This is a genomic window from Mycobacterium sp. 1245499.0 (genome assembly GCF_001673615.1).
Taxonomy (GTDB): Bacteria; Actinomycetota; Actinomycetes; order Mycobacteriales; family Mycobacteriaceae; genus Mycobacterium; species Mycobacterium europaeum_A.
Genome location: NZ_LZMG01000319.1, coordinates 1 through 19594, shown reverse-complemented (window position 1 = coordinate 19594; position 19594 = coordinate 1). Strand labels below are relative to the sequence as shown.

General features: G+C 64.8%; 12 protein-coding genes and 1 pseudogene. 7 read left to right on the top strand and 6 right to left on the bottom strand.

From position 1 onward, the window contains the following. Nucleotides 1-195 precede the first annotated feature (195 nt). The 4 genes from A5646_RS19395 (at nucleotide 196) to A5646_RS19380 (ending at nucleotide 5250) form a co-directional block, all read left to right on the top strand. Entirely contained in the window at nucleotides 196-1029 is an 834-nt protein-coding gene (locus tag A5646_RS19395) for a TylF/MycF/NovP-related O-methyltransferase (RefSeq protein WP_067023529.1), read from the top strand. Between the two features lie 129 nt (nucleotides 1030-1158). Beyond that, nucleotides 1159-2427 carry a glycosyltransferase gene (locus A5646_RS19390; protein ID WP_067023526.1) on the top strand — a complete coding sequence of 423 codons (1269 nt, stop codon included), beginning with the start codon at nucleotides 1159-1161 and terminating at the stop codon, nucleotides 2425-2427. 158 nt (nucleotides 2428-2585) lie between these two features. Next, the gene (locus A5646_RS19385; RefSeq protein WP_067023523.1) at nucleotides 2586-3488 is read left to right on the top strand and encodes a class I SAM-dependent methyltransferase; all 903 of its coding nucleotides are present in this window, start codon (nucleotides 2586-2588) and stop codon (nucleotides 3486-3488) included. A 118-nt stretch (nucleotides 3489-3606) separates the two neighbouring features. Beyond that, nucleotides 3607-5250, top strand: a complete 1644-nt coding sequence (locus tag A5646_RS19380) for a GMC oxidoreductase (protein WP_067023513.1) — start codon at nucleotides 3607-3609, stop codon at nucleotides 5248-5250. Nucleotides 5251-5283: 33 nt separating this feature from the next. On the opposite strand, the gene A5646_RS19375 is transcribed toward A5646_RS19380, so the two are convergent. Next, on the bottom strand, nucleotides 5284-6291 hold the full coding sequence (locus tag A5646_RS19375; RefSeq protein ID WP_067023511.1) for a Gfo/Idh/MocA family protein: 1008 nt from the start codon (nucleotides 6289-6291) through the stop codon (nucleotides 5284-5286). Between the two features lie 150 nt (nucleotides 6292-6441). Between A5646_RS19375 and A5646_RS19370 the strand changes: the two genes are divergently transcribed. After that, nucleotides 6442-7539: an acyltransferase gene (locus A5646_RS19370; RefSeq protein ID WP_067023508.1), complete on the top strand. Its 1098-nt coding sequence runs from the start codon at nucleotides 6442-6444 to the stop codon at nucleotides 7537-7539. A 108-nt stretch (nucleotides 7540-7647) separates the two neighbouring features. Here the strand turns inward: A5646_RS19370 and A5646_RS19365 are convergent, their stop codons facing one another. The 5 genes and pseudogenes from A5646_RS19365 to mutA form a co-directional block, all read right to left on the bottom strand. Further along, nucleotides 7648-8922: a glycosyltransferase gene (locus A5646_RS19365; protein ID WP_082984783.1), complete on the bottom strand. Its 1275-nt coding sequence runs from the start codon at nucleotides 8920-8922 to the stop codon at nucleotides 7648-7650. A 2338-nt stretch (nucleotides 8923-11260) separates the two neighbouring features. Next, the gene (locus tag A5646_RS19360; RefSeq protein ID WP_066881113.1) at nucleotides 11261-12547 is read right to left on the bottom strand and encodes a serine hydrolase domain-containing protein; all 1287 of its coding nucleotides are present in this window, start codon (nucleotides 12545-12547) and stop codon (nucleotides 11261-11263) included. 52 nt (nucleotides 12548-12599) lie between these two features. Further along, nucleotides 12600-13579, bottom strand: a pseudogene (gene meaB, locus A5646_RS19355) (methylmalonyl Co-A mutase-associated GTPase MeaB). Nucleotides 13580-13674: 95 nt separating this feature from the next. Then, nucleotides 13675-15939: a methylmalonyl-CoA mutase gene (gene scpA / locus A5646_RS19350; RefSeq protein ID WP_066865896.1), complete on the bottom strand. Its 2265-nt coding sequence runs from the start codon at nucleotides 15937-15939 to the stop codon at nucleotides 13675-13677. A 5-nt stretch (nucleotides 15940-15944) separates the two neighbouring features. After that, nucleotides 15945-17822 (bottom strand): methylmalonyl-CoA mutase small subunit, encoded by a 1878-nt coding sequence (gene mutA / locus A5646_RS19345; protein WP_067023500.1) that lies wholly within the window; start codon nucleotides 17820-17822, stop codon nucleotides 15945-15947. A gap of 180 nt (nucleotides 17823-18002) precedes the next feature. Between mutA and A5646_RS19340 the strand changes: the two genes are divergently transcribed. Beyond that, complete coding sequence (locus A5646_RS19340; protein WP_066865902.1) at nucleotides 18003-18770, top strand: TVP38/TMEM64 family protein; 768 nt, start codon at nucleotides 18003-18005, stop codon at nucleotides 18768-18770. 65 nt (nucleotides 18771-18835) lie between these two features. After that, nucleotides 18836-19594, top strand: a 759-nt coding sequence (locus A5646_RS19335; RefSeq protein ID WP_067023572.1) for an endopeptidase, incomplete at its 3' end; no start/stop codon positions are given.

Genomic DNA, 19594 nt, shown 5'->3' with positions numbered 1-19594 from the left:
GCGGTCGATATTTCAGGGCCTACTTGGCCGAGTCCAACTGCTCGGCCTACCTGCCACCAGCGGGCGCGGCGATGTGGATAATCAAACCTCGCGCCCTGCTTGAGAAATTTCAAACGTGCGGTAACGGCGGCGATAGCCGTCTAGGCTCACCACCGGCAGCACTGGCAACCGAGAAAGAGGGGGACGGTTTTGACCGTGACCAATAGCGACGTCCGATCTCTGTACCTCGATCAGATTCGGCGCGACCTCACCCGGTACGGCATGGATCAGCTAGTACCGGTGGGGTGGCCCTTGGGCATGCGCGCCAGCGTGGGGTGGTTGACGTGGCTTCCCTTTCTCAAAAAGAGCAAAGTAATGTTGGTGCGCAAACTCCCGTTCGATAAAAACGCGCGCGACTTCGGTATGGACTGGCCGGCGGACGCCGAGACGATGATCGGCATGAAGCGGCTGACCAGCCTGCAGCACTGCGTTGAAACGGTGTTGACCGAGAACATCCCGGGTGACCTGGTGGAATGCGGAGTGTGGCGAGGCGGGGCGTCGATCTTGATGCGGGCAGTGCTGGCCGCCTATGGGGATACCGAGCGAAAAGTGTGGCTGGCCGACTCTTTCGAGGGCGTGCCACCGCCCGACTCGGCGAATTACGAGGCCGATAAGCTCTCGCGCTTCCAGCTGGGCCTGCACCACGCTGCGCCCGTTCTGGCAGTGTCCCAGGAGGAAGTCAAGGCGAACTTCGAACGCTACGGCCTGCTGGACGAACAGGTCCGCTTCCTGCCCGGCTGGTTCAAGGACACGCTGCATGATGCCCCGATCGAGCAGATCGCCGTGCTGAGGCTCGACGGTGACCTTTACGAATCGACGATTCAGGGGCTCGACGGACTCTACCCGCGGTTGTCCCCCGGCGGTTTTTGCATCATTGATGACTACAACCTTGAGGGATGCCGCAAGGCCGTCGGCGATTACCGCGCCAAGCACGGGATATCTTCAGAGATCGTCACGATTGATCAATGTGGCGTCTTCTGGCGAAAGTAACGGGAGCCGCCGCCGCAGGAGCTGTCAGCACCAGAATGCTCACATGCGCAAAGTGATTCCGCAACAAGACTTTTCACTACACACGACCACCAAGAAGGCAATGCCACAACTCGAAAGCTTTTCCGCGCGATGAAACTTGTCCTGGCGAGTTACGGGACCCGGGGCGATGTCGAGCCCTCGCTGGTCGTCGGCCGTGAATTGTTGCGCCGAGGCCACGACGTGCGCATGGTAGTCCCCCCTGACCTGGTCGGCTTCACCGAGGCGGCGGGTTTGCCTGCCGAGGCTTTCGGTTTGGACACCAAGACCTGGCTGGACGTGTACCGCAACTTCTGGACGTCGTTTTTCAGAGGCTTCTGGAAGCTCCGCGAAATGCGAAAACTGTGGCGCGAGATGTGGGACCTCAGTGACCAGACTTGGACGCAGATGAGCAGGACTCTGACTTCGCTCGCTGACGGTGCGGATTTGCTGCTCACCGGCCAGAGCTATCAAGAGGCCGTCGTCAACGTCGCGGAACGTCTGAACATCCCGTTGGCCACTTTGCACCACGTTCCCGTACGCGCGAACGGCCGGCTGGTTCCGCACCTGCCGGCGCCCTTGGGACGCTGGGCCATGACGGCGTTCGACTGGTTGGGCTGGTTGTTGAACAAAAAGGTCGAGGACGCGCAGCGGCGCGAGCTGGGCCTGCCGAAGGTGATCGGCCCGTCGCCGCGACGGATCGCCAAAAACAGGTCGTTAGAAATCCAGGCGTATGACGCGGTGTGCTTCCCCGGGCTGGCGGCCGAGTGGCGCAAGTGGGACGGTCAACGGCCCTTTGTCGGCGCGTTGACCATGGCCCAATCCACAGCAGCCGATGAAGAGGTCTTGGCCTGGATCGCCGCGGGATCACCTCCGATCTGCTTCGGCTTCGGCAGCATGCCGGTGGAATCACCGGCCGAGGCCGTCGAAATGATCAGTGCGGCCTGCGCGGAGCTGGGCGAGCGCGCGCTGATCTGCGCCGGTTGGAGCGACTTCAGCAATGTCGAACTCGACGACCACGTCAAGGTGGTCGGAGGAGTGAACTACGCCGCGATCTTTCCGGCCTGCCGCGCGGTCGTCCACCACGGCGGCTCAGGTACCGCGGCTGCCAGCCTGCGCGCCGGCATTCCGACCTTGGTTTTGTCGATGGACGTCAACCAGACCTTGTGGGGCGCTCAAATGAAACGCTTGAAGGTGGGTACCACCCGAAAGTTCTCCAGCACCTCCCGCGAGTCGCTGGTTGAGGATCTCAAGCTGATCCTCACCCCCGCCTACGCCGCCCGAGCTGCCGAGCTGGCGACTCGGATGAGCAAACCCGCCGACAGCGTCGCCAACGCCGCCGATCTGGTGGAGAGCTACGCCCGCTCCCGGCATTCTGCCTAACGGGCCCGCCCGCTCAAACCGCCACGCACTTGCGCGAACGCCTGTTAGTATCCATCCACAGTGAGCAACGATCTCGCCGAAACCCACTACGGACCGAACACTCAGTTTGAGCCGCGAGACATGCCTCCACAGCCCCCGCAGACAAGACCTAGGGAAATATGACCAGCCTGGCGACCAAGTTGAAGTTTCGTTGGACCCCCAAAACCCTCACATACTTGTTCTTCTGGTGGATCGGCGGGCTGCGACCTGCAGTAATACGGCATTACCTCACCGACTTTCTGCACTATCGTCTGGTCACGCTCGGAGTCCTGTCTCGCGCGGCAAAGCACCTGAACGAGGTCCGTGCGGATTTCGAGGAGCAGGCGGCAAAAGGGCAATTCCAGGAGCGATGGTTCGATATGAACATCGTGCCTTGGTCTGTCACCTTCCCCAAGGTCTTGAACCGTGCGGACCCGCTGCGCATTCTCGAGATCGGTTCATGGGAAGGGCGTTCCACGCTGTTTTTCCTGACGTACTTCACGCAAGCGCATCTCACCGCCGTCGACACCTGGGCCGGTAGCGACGAATGGCATTACAACGCCACCTCGGACCTGCGGGACCTTGAAGCTCGGTTCGACCACAACGTGTCCTACGGCGCGAGCCGGGTAACGAAGCGCAAGGGTTCCTCGCTGGCGGTGTTGCCACAACTCATTGACGAGAAACAGCAATTCGATCTGATCTACGTCGACGGATCGCATTTCGCAGACGACGCCGTAACGGATGCCCTGAACGCCTGGCGCTTGTTGAAGCAAGGCGGCGTAATGATATTCGACGACGTCATGTGGCCGGCATACCCACGGGCCCGGGCGAACACGGCATGGGCAATCCACCAGTTCTTGAAGTACCACGCATGGGAATACAAGGTCTTGCATGCCCAGTACCAGCTCATCTTGCAAAAGAAGACAGGATTCGTCGACCAAATCGCCGAATGGTGCAGCCAGCCCGCGGTTCCTGCCGCGAAGCCGGAGCCGGCGGCTAACTCGGGTCTGCCGCAAGAAGCGCACCAGGAAGCACTCGGCTAACCGTGCCGAATCTGTGATCTGCGCTGCCGTACCGAAGTTGGCGTCCTAGCGCCTACGCCCCGGTTTCTGCACGCGACCGTCCAAAGCTTCGGGCGCTCATCGACTAAGGGATTAGATTTTGGCCGACGGTGAATTGACCGCGCGCGAGGCGGAAAGCGTCGTGTGGGACGCGATTATCGTGGGCACGGGTATGGGCGGCGGGACGATGGGCTACCGGCTCGCCCGCTCGGGTAGAAGGGTGCTGTTCGTCGAGAAGGGGCGCTCGACGTTACCCGGAGCGCCGGGAACGATTCGCTCGCTGATGCCTGAAGTGGCAGAGCCGGCCGCATGCCGGTCCCCCGATACTTTGAACGACGTGTTGGCCCGCTCCGGCCGCTCGACCGACGAGATCGAAGACATCAGCGGGCGCGTCCCACAACGGTTCAGGCCGTTCTTGGGTAGCGGCACCGGCGGGTCGTCGGCCCTATACGGCATGGTTTGCGAGCGATTTTTCGCGGAGGATTTCACTCCCCGCCAGCACTTCCGCGACCCCGGTGGATCCACCGTGCCCGAGGCCTGGCCCGTCACCTACGACCAGATGCGACCGTGGTACGCCGAGGCGGAGAAACTGATGGGCGTCCGAGGCGAGCCCGATCCCCTACGGCCGGCGGCGCGGGAAACCAACCTGCCTGCGGCGCCATCGTTTTCGGTTGACAACCAGCCGCTGGTCGATTATTTGGTGGGTCGCGGACTGCACCCCTATCACCTGCCGATGGCATGCGATTACACCGCAGGTTGCACGACGTGTCAGAGCTACCTCTGCCACCAGTCATGCAAGAACGACACCGCGCGCAACTGTGTGCTGCCGGCGCTGACTCAGCACGGCGCCAAGCTGCTGCCCGAGTGCCGGGTCGTGCGCTTGGAGGCAGGCCGTCAGCGGGTCGAGCAAGTGATCTGCGAAGACCGCTCCGGCAACACGCTGGTCCTGAAGGGCAAGGTGGTGGTGCTGGCCGCGGGTGCGCTTGTCACTCCGGTGCTTCTGCTCAATTCCCGTTCGGGCGAATGGCCACGAGGACTGGCCAACGGCTCGGACTGGGTTGGGCGCAACCTGATGCGTCACCTTGTCGACCTGGTTGAGATCTGGCCGCAGCGCGGCGGCAAGATCACCGCTGCCAACAAAGAGATCGGACTCAACGACTTCTACTTCTACGAGGGGCAGAAATACGGCACGGTGCAGTCGTTCGGCTCGATGGCTCCCATGGAGATACTGACCAGCGCCCCCGGATGGCGCCCGAAACTGCTGCGGATGATGAACCCTGTGGTGCGTCAGGTGTACGAGCGCTTCTTCAACGGCGGGCTGGTTCTCGCAACAATCATGGAAGACCTCCCGTACCTGGACAACCGCGTCCTGCCATTTGGTGAATCGAACGGGGACGGCCGCCAGCGTCTGAGGCTTCAGTACCGTCTGCATGCCAACGAGCTGGAACGGCGTGCCGTGTTCTTGCGGCAGCTGAAAGAGGTGTTGGACCCGTTCCGCAAGATCACGCTGCGGGGAGCCGAAGACAATAAGGCGGTGGCCCACGTCTGCGGGACGTGCCGTTTCGGCACCGATCCCAAAACCAGCGTGCTGGACCCGCAGAACCGGGCGCATGAGCTGGCAAATCTGTACGTGGTGGACAGCTCATTCTTCCCATCGAGCGCCGGATTGAATCCGAGCCTCACGATCGCGGCCAACGCGCTGCGGGTAGCCGACTACGTCAACCAGGCGCACTTCGCGAACTGACCGTCGCGTCCCGTCCCCGTTCGGGGCCTACCTTCAAGCCGGTTGCCGTAGCGGCAGACTGGCGGCGTGATAGATCGCGTCGATGACGGTCATGCTCTCGACCGCATCTTTTGCCGTGGTCTTCACCGGCTCGCCGCGCAGCACCGCAGCAGCGAAGGCATCGAGTTGATAGGCGTAAGACGTGCGTTTCGAGAAACGTTCCACCCGCTTGCCTGTCGCTGATCGGATGGTGAGCCGATGGAAGGATTGTGGCATCACCGGATTGAGCACCCGCAGCTCGCCGCGATCGCCAACCACCTTGGCGCTCAACTCAAATAGATTCAGCGACCACATCGAGCAGCGAACCCGCCCAGTACAGCCGCCCGCAAACCGCAACTCAGCCGTCATCGCCCGATCCACCTGAGAATTCCGAAGTTTGGCTTGCGCCGAAACAACTTCCGGGGTCGAGCCGCCGTAGGTGCGAACCATGTCGACCGCATAGCAGCCCGCGTCCATCGTGGCACCGCCGGCAAGAGAATAGTTGTAGCGGATGTCGGAGAACTTCGGCAGAGGGAAACATATGGCCGCCTCCACCCGTTTCACCCGGCCCAGCTCCCCGGAGGCGATAATCTCTTCGACACGCAAACTCAATGGGTGATAGCGATAATGAAATGCCGCCATTGCCACCCGTTTTGACGCTTCGGCCACCTCGGCGACCTCGCGGGCCTCGGCCGCGTTGGCAGTAAACGGCTTTTCGCACAACACGTGCTTGCCCGCGCGAAGCGCGGCTTGGGTCCATCGGCCGTGCAAGCCGTTGGGCAACGGGTTGTAGACCGCGTCCAGGTCTTCGTCGGCCATCAACGCGTCATAGCTGTCATGCACCCGGGTGATGCCGTGTTTGTCGGCAAAGGCTTGAGCGCGGGAAGGATCACGTGCTGCCACCGCGGCCACCACGACCTCGGCATTTTCGCGAGCCGGGTTGATGAGTGCCAACGGTGCAATCCGCGCTGCACCCAAAATGCCGATCCGGACCGGGGCCCCGCGCTCAGACACAGACCGCATGCTAGCACCGACATCGGCGACGTGGTGCGACAGTCGCATCCTGCTGCGCACCACGCCAGAATCACCCAGAGGGCCCAAACCTACATTGAGTCGATGGCATAGCGATACGATGGCCCACGACCGGAGTGGGGGGCGACGGAGGGGTAGTCGATGAAGCTTGGGGAGGCGTTCGACCCGCGGAACAATGCACTGAACGTCCTCCGGTTAGCGCTGGCCACCGAGGTGATCCTCTTTCATTCGTTCCCGATGACGAGGCACATGGCGCCGGCGGCGGCGAACCAGCTTCTTTTTTCGATCGGGGTCGACGGCTTCTTCACCATCTCAGGCTTTCTGATCTCGCGAAGCTGGCTCAACGACCCTCATCTGCGCGACTACCTTCTCGCTCGAGCTCTTCGCATCCTTCCTGGGTTCTACGCGTGCCTCATCGTCACTGCATTCGCTTTCGCCCCAATCAGCGAGGTGCTCCAAGGCCATTCGGCCAGGAAACTACTCTTCTCCAGCGCGCCGTTCGAGTACGTCCTACACAACAGCGCAATCGTCTATCTTCACTATGGCGTCGGTGGTACACCGCGCGGGACCCCAGCCGGAGCCAACTGGAACGCGTCGATGTGGTCACTCATCTGGGAAGTGTTGTGCTACATCATCGTTGCCGCCATCGGCATTGTGGGCCTCGCCAATCGCCGGTGGGTTTCGCCCGCGATCTTGGCGCTGGCGGTGGTGGGCGCCTTGCTGTTGCCGCCCCTCACCTTCCCCGGGGCATGGACCATCCCGCAGCTCGCCATGCGCTCCGCCATTACGTTCGCGTCAGGAGCGCTCCTCTACCAGTGGCGAGACGTGATTCCCGCTCGGTGGTCACTCGTCGCGCTTAGCGTCGTCATTGTCCTGGTTGCAGGCCAATTACCCGATTACCGGGTGGTCGCAGGCCTTCCGCTGGCCTACGCGGTGATCGTGTCAGGCGCCCTGATCCACAACAAGCGCTTGCGACTACGTACGGATCTGTCCTACGGCGTCTACATTTACGCCTTCCCGATGCAGCAGTTGCTGGCTGTCTGCGGTCTGTGGAGGCTGAATCCCCTCGTGTTCTTTGCCATTTCGGCGGCAGCAACCGTACCACCGGCCGCGCTGAGCTGGTTCCTCGTTGAGAAGCGGGCACTGGCATTGAAAACTCGTTTTAAGCGCCGCGGCATCGCCCCTACCTCGGAAACCGCAAAGGCAGAAGCCGATCGCGGACGATCAGTTGCGGGCTGAGACAAATCGCTGGCATCGGCATTGGGGGCGCCGATCGTCGGGGCGTGAGACCCTGGCCATTCACCAAATCTGAACGGCTTGCAGACCCGCGCGCCTACGCGTAACGGATCAGACGAAGCGCCTGACGGCGGCAAATTTTTCGAGGACATCGGTGGCCTTGGCGACGCTCTCGGCGGCAGGGGTCATCCGAGCGGCGAGATCGCGAGCAGCGACGGCGTATTCGGGTGCCAGGATGCAGCGCAGGTCCGAAACCAGCGATTCGCGAGTGATGCTCGAAAAGCGCCGGGTGGTACCGACCTTTAGCCGTTTCAGCTGAGCTCCCCAGTGCGGCTGGTCGCCCGCCGTCCACAGGATCAACGCGGGAACTCCGGCTCGCATGGCCGCGGCTGTGGTACCAGAGCCACCGTGATGGACGACCCCACGGCACTTCGGGAAGGTCGCCGCGTAATTCACGGCGCTTACCACTTTGACATGGTGGAAACGCGGCACGTCACTCAAGTCCGCCCAGCCGGCACAGATCAACGCGCGCTCGCCCAACTGCGCGCAGGCGTCACTGATCATCTCGACCATTTCGGCGGGAGGCTTTGCCAGCGGCATACTGCCGAAACCGAAGCAGATCGGCGGCGACCCCGCGGCAATCCATGCAGCGACTTCAGCGTCGGCATCCGTCGTCATACCCATCGTCAGCGCACCGACGAAAGGTCGCCGGTCGCCCCAGTTTCGCCACTCGTCCGCCAGCCCGGGGAAGCACACCTCGTCATACGCCTGGATTTCCAGCGCATCCCGTTCGATTCTTCGCGGTGAAGGCCGGGTGGCCATGGGGAGACCCAGTTCACGCCGCTGCGCGTCCTCTGCCTTCTTGCTGATACGCCAGCACAGCCAGTCGAAGAACGTCATCCCGGAGCGGACTAGCGGGCCGGGCACGTGTGGGTAAAGCTGGCGGCTGGGCCGTATCGGAAAGTAGTGCAACGTGGCCATTGGAATGTCGTAGTACTCCGCGACGCTGGCAGCAAGTTCCTGGTATACCAAGCCGCTGAACAGCACGTCGGCGCCTTCGGCCAGCGACGTCAGCGTGCTACTCATCTCCGCCCAGTGCCGAAGGCAGGGCTGCCAGAGTTCACGAACCAACCTGATCGGCTCGCGGATAGTCCAGAAGCTGCGGCGGAAATCCGTCCAGAAGTCGCGGAGAAACTCATCGGCAAGAAAATCCCGCATGTCCGGGCCGTAGGGGACCGCTTCGAGGCCGACATCTTCGGCAAAGCGAACCAAGTTGATCGGGACACCGATACGCACGCCGTGTCCTCGACGCTGGAGTTCGCGGCCTATAGCGATCGTCGGCTCGACATCACCTCGAGTTCCATAACTCGCCAGCACAAATTTCAAGGTTCTTGGCCTTTCAGTCGTCATGGACGTCGGCGGGAGCGACGGCATCGTCGATTTCTACGGTTCTCCGGCGCTGGGGCGCTGACCCCACCGGCCTCCACCGCGATATCCACGGTTTAGGAGCCGTACGCCGTCACGCGACGCAGCTAACGAGAGCCTTCCAAAAGTCGTTGGTGCGTAGGCCCAACCACGCCAAAACCCCCTATTCAGCGAAACCCGCAGATATTGCACTTTTCCGCGGCGGTCCATCGTACGAACCTGACAACCACCAATTATGGAGTACCTGCATACGTTGCGAGAGCTTTTTGAGATAAATCCGGCGTCGCGGCGCAGCGTTGATGTCGGGCATTGGAAAATTGTAGCGATCATGTTAAAACCCCAATGCGGCTTGTCGACGTGAATCGGGCGTCGTTGCATCGTGCCGCCGAGCTCTCGTTGATGCAGCCGGCGTCTCGATCAGCTTCAAGTCTGCGGGTTTTTGGATGCCCTCGAGTGGCACCACCCGCCGGTACCATCTGCGTCGTACCTTACAGGGTGACTCGCTTTGAGGCATACCGAATTGCGCAAGGACGAGCCGTGCGGCCATCGTCACGCGACAACCCGCGATGGCGAGCCCAGCCGCAAACCGGCGTCGCTGACGCGGTCGAAAATTGAGGCAACACAGGCGAAACGCCGTCTTCACAGTCGATCAAGCAAACATGATCAAAACGTATGGAGGCTAACTTGACCGTGCGTGCCGCCTGCGACCACCGGTGGTCGTAAGCGGCCGCTTCGCGGCGCGCCTGCGCCAACCGAGAACATCGGTGCAATGCGTCGGTGGCGGCGCGCTCGATCACACTGACCCGGAACTCAAACGCAGCCCCGACCGCGCGTTGCGAGCCAGGCAGTGAGCATTTTCTTAAGTATGAAATCGGCGTAAATCCGGGGGCCGCTGTATTTACTGTCGTATTGAGGTGCGAATACGGTCGAGGCTGCGCCGCCGTACACGTTGAATTCAAAGAGGAATTAACTCCGCCGAGGGGCTCGATGCCGCGCGACCATCGCGGGTTTGAACGGGAGGCGCACGCGAAAACTGCCCGCGCCCATCTTCGGATGCCTGCAGAGCCATGCCAAACTACTTGTGGGTAACTTATGCCTCACTAGCGGGATCCGCGTGGCAAATGAAATGGAAGATCTAATCGGGTCTTAGGTAGGCGGATAGCCAAATGAGGCTCGCAGGATACACAGCGGTCAAGCTGGGGCGAACGCAAAACGGCCGCCGTCGCGTGGGAGTCGCGCCTGCTCACGCGTCGAAGGCACGAATCTGGCGACGCTCGTGGGCGGCGCGCATGGCGTCGCTGCCGGAAGTGGCAATACAGTGCGGAAGAGGTGCGGCGCGCCAGCGACTTCCGTGCCACCGGTCGGGCGGGAGAAATGCCAAGATAACCTGCACTTTCGGCGCCTGGCACCTATAGCAGGGCCGCAGAATCGGCGCTTCACTTGGCAATGACCCGCTGCAAATTGCGGCGATGACTGGATCGCACGCCACGCCCGACGCCACGGCCCCAAGTCGTGTGACGCCCGCGGCGACCGGCATTCCCGCCGAAGAGGGCTTCGATCTCACCGACGCTGAGATCCTTTAGGAACTGCACACGGTACCCGCACTCGAAGTGCATTGTCGGGTCGATCAGGCGTAGGCCCGGCGGAAAATAGTTGTTTGATTCGACCCATGACTTTCCATTCCCGCAAAGGCCCAGCGGATTGCTTTACCTGTGCAACTATGAACCTTGCCTTCTGTGCACAAGGTGTTCCCTAATCGTGCGTTGCCACCTTCCTCCACCGCAAAAGTTGAATGTCATGGTCCCTAGTAGGCGATTTACTGGGCGCGGTCGGGCGTTGCCGGGGTGACCCTTGTGTCAACGACCGCTTTGCGCGCCCGAAGCGAGGCTTTGGCGGAAACGCTCACTTCTCCACCAAGAACCAGGGCAATGCTGCCAAAGGCAAGGTCGCGGCGGCCACGAGAAGTGTGAACGCAATCGGTCCAGCGGGGCGGGCACCGACAGGCCCGCCACCACAACAATGAGGACACTGATCGCAACGAGTGGCCAGTGCGCCGGAGTTGCATCGCGAAACCGATAAATAAGCACTCCGGCCGCGAACACGGCGCGAAGCAAGCGATCATCTGCAGGAGCTTGGGACCGCTATCAACGGGTACGACACCAACGCCGTCACGGCAAGGATGAGCGCGAAACCAAGGGCGTGGGCCATAGTGCACCAGATGCGGCGATAAGAAATTGGAGGCCAACGCTTTGCGGCCTCAATATCAGTCTGATGCGTTCGGCTCGCTAGGGTTCCGGCGTCAGCCGGCGACGGCTCCCGGCTCGGCGAACGGCGCACCGAACTCGGTGACCGGGCGGAAGCCGTGCTTGCGCACCTTTTCCGCGGCCCGGCGGATCAATGCATAGATCCCGACGAACGCCGCGTGATCGGTCATCACCAGAGGTGTCAGCAGCCGGTTGTGCACCAGCGAGAACGCCACCCCCGAGGCGGGGTCGGCCCATCCGAGCGAGCCACCCATCCCGACGTGACCGAAGCCGGGCATCACACTGCCGATCGGCAAACTGTGATATCCCAAGTGGAAAGCCAACGGCACGTACAGGTTTCGGTCCGGCCGCAGGCTCCGCTCCCCGGTCAGGCCCGCGACCAGCTGACGGGACAGGAAGCGGATGCCGTCCACCTCGCCGCCATTGGCGATGGCGCCATACATCCGGGCCAGCCCGCGCGCCGTCGCTACGCCGTTGGCCGCCGGGATCTCCGCGTCCAGCAAGGGGGCGTCGCCCTGAACGGCGGCGATCAGACCCTTGAAGTACATCGACCGGTACGCCCCGGACATCTCGTTGGCCACCTTGCGCGTCACGTAGCTGACGACGGGGTTCCCGATCACGTTTTGCGGGCAGATGATCTCGGCGACCCGCGTCGGCGCCTGGGCCGGCGGGCGGCCGAGGTGCAGCCCGTCGGTGCCCAACGGCTCGGCGAGCTCCTCGCGGATCAGCGTGGCCATGCCCTTGCCGGTCACGGCCCGGCCCAGGCCGGACATCAGCCAGCCGAAGGTCAGCGCGTGGTACGCCGATTTGCCCAGCAGCCGTCCGGGCGCCGCCGCGGCCAGCTTCTCCTCCATCACGACGTGATCGAGCAGTTCTTCCTGGGTGGCGCCGCGCAGGCCGGACAGGCCGGCCTGGTGTCGCATCACCTGGCGCACGGTCATGTCGGCCTTGCCGTTGGCCGCGAACTGGGGCCAGTACTCGGCAACGGGCGCGTCGTAGTCGATCAGCCCCCGGTCGGCGAGCCGGTGGATGACGGTGGCGGCCATCCCCTTGGTCGCCGAGAAAACCATCGGGGCGGTGTTCTCCGTCCACGGCCGCTGCCCGGCCCGGTCGGCCCACCCCGTCCAGACGTCCACGACGGGCTGGCCGTCGACATAGACGGCCAGCGCCCCGCCACCGAACCGGCGCGCGGGGAACATGCTGGCGAAACTACGAACGACGCAACCGAAGTGTGAGTCCGCCGCGCCGGACACACGATGACCTGCGTCAAGGTCATCGTGGACACGGACCGCGCGGCGATCGACTCGGGTATCCACCGTCACAACTTTGAATTTACTTCCATTACACAACCGGTAGGAGCGAAATCTAGATTATTTACCTATCCGTTAGCCCGACGCGGCCGTCAATATTTGCTGGGCGGCCAGCGCGGGAGTCAGCTCCCCCGCCTTGACCTTGCGCTCCACGTCGGCGCGGATCTTGCGCACCGCCGGGCTGGACAACAACCGGTCCAGCACCGTGTCGCGCACCATCTGCCAGGTCCAGTCGACCAGCTGCTCCCGGCGGCGCGCCTCGAACTCCCCCGCCTCGCTGAGCACCTGGCGATGCCGTTCGATGGTGTCCCACAGTTCCTCGAGGCCGGTCCCCTCGGCTGCGCTCATCGTGAGAACGGGCGGCCGCCAGAGCGTTTCACGCGGGTGGATCAGCCTGATCGCCCCGGACAGCTCGCGCGCCGCCGACCGGGCCTCGGCGAGGTGATCGCCGTCGGCCTTGTTCACCACGACGATGTCGGCCAGCTCCAGCACACCCTTCTTGATGCCCTGCAGCTGGTCGCCCCCACGCGCCAGGGTCAGCAGCACGAAGGTGTCGACCATGTTGGCCACCGTCACCTCGGACTGACCGACCCCGACGGTCTCGATCAGGATCACGTCGTAGCCGGCGGCCTCGAGCAGCACCGCCGTTTCGCGGGTGGCCTTGGCCACCCCACCCAGGGTGCCCGAGGTGGGCGAGGGCCGAATGTATGCATCCGGATGCATTGCCAGGCGCGCCATCCGGGTCTTGTCGCCCAGGATCGAGCCGCCGGTCCGCGTCGATGACGGATCGACGGCCAGCACCGCCACCCGGTGGCCCAGCTCGATCAGGTGCATGCCGAGCGCCTCCATGCTGGTGGACTTGCCCACCCCGGGGATCCCGGTGATGCCGACGCGATAGGCGTTGCCCGAGTCCGGCGTCAGCTCCAGCAGCAGCTGCTGCGCCTTTTCGCGGTGGTCGGCGCGGGTGGACTCCAGCAGCGTGATGGCCCGCGGCAAGGCCGCGCGGTCGCCGTTGCGGACCGCCTCGGCCAGCTCCGAGCTCATTTCCAGTTCTCCTGGCCCGCGAGCGTAAGCACACTGCGGATTCGGCCGGGATTTTTCGCGGCGTGCTTACGCTCGCGGAAGAGATCGTCAGCCATTTAGCCGATGTCGTAACCCAGCCGCTCGGCGAGCTTGTGCAGCAAGCCGATTGCGGCGTCGGCGATCACCGTCCCGGGCGGGAAGATGGCGGCGGCCCCGGCCTCGTAGAGCTCGTCGAAGTCACCCGGCGGGATGACGCCGCCCACCACGATCATGATGTCGGGCCGTCCCACCTCGGCCATCGCCTCGCGCAGCGCCGGCACCAGCGTCAGGTGACCGGCCGCCAGCGAGGACACCCCGACCACGTGCACGTCGTTGTCGGCGGCCTGGCGGGCCACCTCCTCGGGCGTGGAGAACAAAGATCCGACGTCGACGTCGAATCCGATGTCCGCGAACGCGGTCGCGATCACCTTCTGGCCGCGGTCGTGGCCGTCCTGGCCCATCTTGGCCACCAGGATCCTGGGGCGGCGACCGTCGGCTTCCGCGAACTTCTCGACGAGTTCGGTCGCGGTCGCCATGTTCGTGGCCTTTCCAGCTTCGTCGCGGTAGACCCCGGCGATAGTACGGATCTCCGCCTGGTGGCGGCCATACACCTTCTCCAGCGCGTCGGAGATCTCGCCGACAGTGGCCTTGTGCCGGGCCGCATCGATGGCTAGCGCCAGCAGATTGTTGCCCAACCCGTCTCGGTCCCCCTTACCGGCTGCGCCGGAATGGGCGGCCGCGGCGCGCGACAGTTCCGCGAGCGCCGCGTCGACGGCCCTCTGGTCCCGATTCGCCCGCAGCTCTTGCAATTTGGCCAGTTGCTCGGCCCGCACCCGGCTGTTCTCGACCTTGAGGACCTCGACCTCCTGGTCCTCTTCGACCTGGTACTTGTTGACCCCGATCACCGGCTGGATGCCGGAGTCGATGCGGGCCTGGGTGCGCGCGGCCGCCTCCTCGATGCGCAGCTTGGGGATGCCGTCGCTGATGGCCTGGGCCATGCCGCCGTGCTCGGTGACCTCGGCGATGTGGGCGCGGGCCTTCTGCGCGAGTTGATGCGTCAGCCATTCGACGTAGTACGAGCCCGCCCACGGGTCGATGGGCCGCGTGGTGCCCGACTCCTGCTGCAGCACCAGCTGCGTGTTGCGGGCGATGCGGGCCGAGAAGTCGGTGGGCAGCGCCAGCGCCTCGTCGAGCGCGTTGGTGTGCAGCGACTGGGTGTGACCCTGCGTGGCGGCCATCGCCTCGATGCAGGTGCGGGCGACGTTGTTGAAGGCGTCCTGCGCGGTCAGCGACCAGCCGGAGGTCTGCGAATGTGTGCGCAGCGACAGCGATTTGGCGTTCTTCGGGTTGAACTGGGACACCAGCTCGCTCCACAACAGCCGGCCCGCCCGCAGCTTGGCGACCTCCATGAAGAAGTTCATCCCGATGCCCCAGAAGAAGGACAGCCGGGGCGCGAACTTGTCGATGTCCAGCTCGGCGTCCAGGCCGGCCTTGATGTAGTCGACCCCGTCGGCCAGCGTGTAGGCCAGCTCCAAATCGGCTGTGGCACCGGCCTCCTGGATGTGGTAGCCGGAGATCGAGATGGAGTTGAACTTCGGCATCTTCGCGCTGGTGTAGGCGAAGATGTCGGAGATGATGCGCATCGACGGCTTGGGCGGATAGATGTAGGTGTTGCGCACCATGAACTCTTTGAGGATGTCGTTCTGGATGGTGCCGGCCAGCTTCTCCGGCGGCACCCCCTGCTCCTCGGCGGCCACCACATACAGCGCCAGGATCGGCAGCACCGCGCCGTTCATGGTCATCGACACCGACACCGTCGACAGGTCGATGCCGTCGAACAGCTGGCGCATGTCGAGGATGGAATCGATTGCCACACCGGCCATTCCGACGTCACCCTGCACGCGCGGATGGTCGGAGTCGTACCCGCGGTGGGTGGCCAGGTCGAAGGCCACCGACAAGCCCTTCTGGCCGGCGGCCAGGTTGCGCCGGTAGAACGCGTTGGACTCCGCGGCGGTGGAGAAGCCGGCATACTGCCGAATCGTCCACGGCTGGTTGACATACATCGTCGGATAGGGCCCGCGCACGAACGGCGGCTCGCCGGGAAAACTGTGCAGCGGATACCCGTCGGCCTCCACGGCGGCGCGGTCGGCGCCGATGTAGACCGGTTTGACGTCGATGTCTTCCGGTGTCTGCCATTGCAGTTGGTCGGGTGTGTACAGATGCGCAGCCGCCGCCGCGGCCACGTGTTCTTTCACGGCGGCTTCGGTCGCCGGTGCAATCGCCCGCTCGCTGTGCAGCGGCACGTCGGCGAAGCTGCCGACAGCAGGTGCAGTGGTCGTCATCGTAACTACGCCCCCAGCCTTATGAGCAGATCCGACAGAGTTTGCACCGCATTGATTTTCGCGGTCAGGAATTGGTCCGGTTGGTGCTCGGCGTCGGCCACGGCCTTGTCGGGCCCGGCCAGATAGACGCGCGCGATGCCGGCGTCCCGCGCCGCCCGCACGACGCCCGAGGCCTCGGCCTGGTAGCGCTTGTCGGTGCCGCAGATGACCGCCACCGTCGGCGACCCGGCATCGGTCACCGCCGAGCCGACACCGTCGGCGTCGACCGTTCCCGGGTTGATCGCCTCGATACCGCCGGAAGCCAGCAGGTTCGAGGCGAACGTCGCGCGGATGTTGTTCTCGGCCAGCGGACCCAGCGGCAGCAACAGCACCTGCGGGCGCGATCCGGTGCGGGCCAGGTACGCGTCCGAGCGATCCCGCAACGCCTCGAACTCCGCGGCGTAACGCACCAGCTTCCCGGCGGCGAGCGGCGAATACGTCGAATCGCTTTGCGGCAAAGGCGGTTCGGTGAGGTTGGGGAATTCGTTGACGCCGGTGATGGCCGTCCGGCGGTGCGCGATGTCGTCGCTGCGGCGAGCGGCGACCTCGGCGATCTGACCGGCGATGAAATCGCGGGCTTGCGTGAATCCGCCGTGGGCCTCGATGGCCTGGAAATGCTCCCAGGCCTGCTCGGCCAGGCGGCGGGTGAGGTCCTCTACGAACCAGGAGCCACCGGCCGGGTCCAGCACCCGGCCCACATGTGACTCTTCGAGCAGCAGCAGCTGCGTGTTGCGCGCGATGCGGCGGGCGAAACTCGTTGCCACGTCCGGGAATCCGCCGTCGATGGCCACATCGAACGGGAACACCAGCAGGGAGTCGGCGCCACCGACGCCGGCACCGAAGGCGGCCAGGGTGCAGCGCAGCATGTTCACCCACGGGTCGCGCTGGGTCATCATCGGCAGCGACGTCTCGGCGTGAACGACCGCCGCGCCGGCGTCCGGCTCGCCGACGACTTCGGCGACGCGCGCCCACAGGTTGCGGGCGGCGCGGAACTTGGCGATCGTGATGAACTGGTCGTCGTCGGCGGCGAACCGGAAGCTGATCTGCCGCAACGCCTGGCCGATCGTCAGCCCCGATTCGGTGAGCACCCGTAGGTAACTCACCGCGGCCGCCACACTCGCGGCGACCTCCCACGTCGCGTTCGCGCCGAGGTTGTGAAAGGCGGGCCCGTCGACGGTGATCGCGCGCACCCCGGTGTGATCGGCGGCCCGCTTGGCCACCGCGACCACGTCCTCGATCTTCGGCGCGGGCCGCTCGCTGAGCGCCGCGCTCAGCGGGTCACCGCCCAGGTCGATCGACAGGGTGCCGCGCTGGTCGGGTTCGACCGCGTCCGCCAGCGCCAGCGCCACGTCGCCCGCCGCCACGTAGTCGGCGCCGGCCTCGAGGATCAGCGGCGCCATGCTCAGGTAGACGCCCTCGAGCGCCTCGCCCAGCTGGTCGGGCGCCACGCCCGACTCCCCGATCCGCAGCACCACGGCGCCGGCCCCGTTGCCGAGCGCGTCGAGCACCGCGGAGTTGACGTCCTTTGCCGCCACACCGGGCACCGGCGTCGCGGGGAACGCCTCGGCGACCTTCCAGCCGGACTTGACGTCGCGCAGCGCGTCGCCGCCGCGCACAAAGGGCCACTCGCCCGGCAGCGGCGGTTCCGGCAATTCGTCGAGCGCGGTGTAGAGCGCGCGGATCGCGATCCCGTCATACGTCGGGGTTTCCAGCAGCCGCTCGGGCGCGTCCCCCAACTGCTCGGGGTCCTTCCGGGTGCTTTTAGCCAGCACACCGGCGACCGCACTGCGCCAACGCCCGCGAACCTGTTCTAGGTCGGCGAGCTCGGGTACATCAATGGACACCGATTGCTCCCTTTTCCCAGCATTTGGGGCTACAACTCTGGGGATACCACTAGCTACTGAGGCTAATTGATGACCGCTCGTCGCTAAAAACCGCCAGGTGCGGCGGGCGGTCACGATTGCCGATGAAACACCAGCGTCTGGCAACGCCTTATTCACCCGCGCCCCGTACCCTAGGAAGCCGTGACGGGTTCCGCCACCAGCAAAATCACCGAAACGCTGCGCGATCTCGGCTGCGCCATCGGCGTCGCCGCGCGAAGCGTGTCGCGGTCGCGGATCGCCTGGACAGTGGTGGGCATCACAGCGCTGGTGGTGCTGGCGGCGTGGCTTCCGCTGCCCTCGCCGGTGCAGATGCGCGACTGGGCGCAGTCCGTCGGACCGTGGTTCCCCCTGGCGTTCTTGATCGCCCACATCGTCGTGACGGTGGTGCCCGTTCCGCGCACCGCGTTCACCCTGGCCGCCGGACTGCTGTTCGGACCACTGCTCGGCGTCGCCATCGCGGTGGTCGCCAGCACCGCGAGCGCGATGATCGCGCTGCTGCTGGTGCGCGCGGCCGGCTGGCGGCTGAACCGGCTGGCGCGTTACCGATCGATCGAAACGGTGGAAGAGCGCCTGCGGCAACGAGGCTGGCTGGCCATCTTGTCGCTGCGGCTGATTCCCGCGGTGCCGTTCTCGGCGCTCAACTACGCCGCGGGCGCGTCGAGCGTGCGGGTGCTGCCCTACGCGGTGGCGACCCTGGCCGGGTTGCTGCCCGGCACCACCGCCGTGGTCGTCCTGGGCGATGCGCTCGCCGGTCACATCAGCGCGCTGCTGTATCTGGTGTCGGCGATCACCAGCGCGCTGGGACTGGCCGGGCTGATCGTCGAGATCCGCCACTTCCGTCGGCACCACCGCCGTGCGCGCCGTCCGCTCGACGAGGAAGCCTCCCCCGAGCCGGCCGCCGTCAGCTGATCACCAACTTCGGTAAGACCGCCGCGCGGTGCGGCAAAGATCGATCTAATGGAGTGGTGTACGCGATGGAGGTCGCGAGCTGGGGGACGCCATACTCGCCGGCTCGTACTGTCGCGTTGCCCCTGAGCGCCCTGGTGTTGGCGGTACTCGCCATGCTGGGGTTCCTACCCGGTCCGGGCGAGCTGCGTAGCAAGCCGAAGAGGAGCCTGCTCGCCAGCTTGCGCGTGCACCCCCACCGCGCCAGGATCCATACCTCATTGCTCACCCTCGCGGCGGTGTGCAGCGTCACCGCCCTGGTGACGGCCGTCTGCCTGTACCCCAGGGCCACCACGCCGGCGCAGCAGCCGGCGCCGCCGCCGCCCGTCCTGGCGCCGATCGATCTGCCCGCCGCCAGTGCGGTGGGCCCCGGGGCGGGAATCTACGTCGCCTACGCCGACGGCTCGGGTGGAATGGGTTGCACCGCAGGCTTTCTGGTGCACACCAGCGGCGGCGCGGCCGGGATTCTGACCGCCGGGCATTGCAACCGCCCCGGGCAACCCAGCAGGGTGACGATGAACCTGGGCGGCGTCCTGCCCTACGCGACGGTGGGCACCTTCCGCAAGACGGTCAACGAGGGAGTGCACAACGAGCAGCACGACATCGGCCTGATCGCGCTGGACGGCGACAACATTCCCCAGTCCTCGGCGATCGCCTCGTCGTTGGCGGTCACCGGCGTGGCCACCAACCTGCAGATCGGCCAGCAGTTGTGCAAGTTCGGCATGGGCTCCGGTGCCGACGCCTGCGGGCAGATCGTGGAGATCACCGGCAGCAAGGTCGTGTTCCTG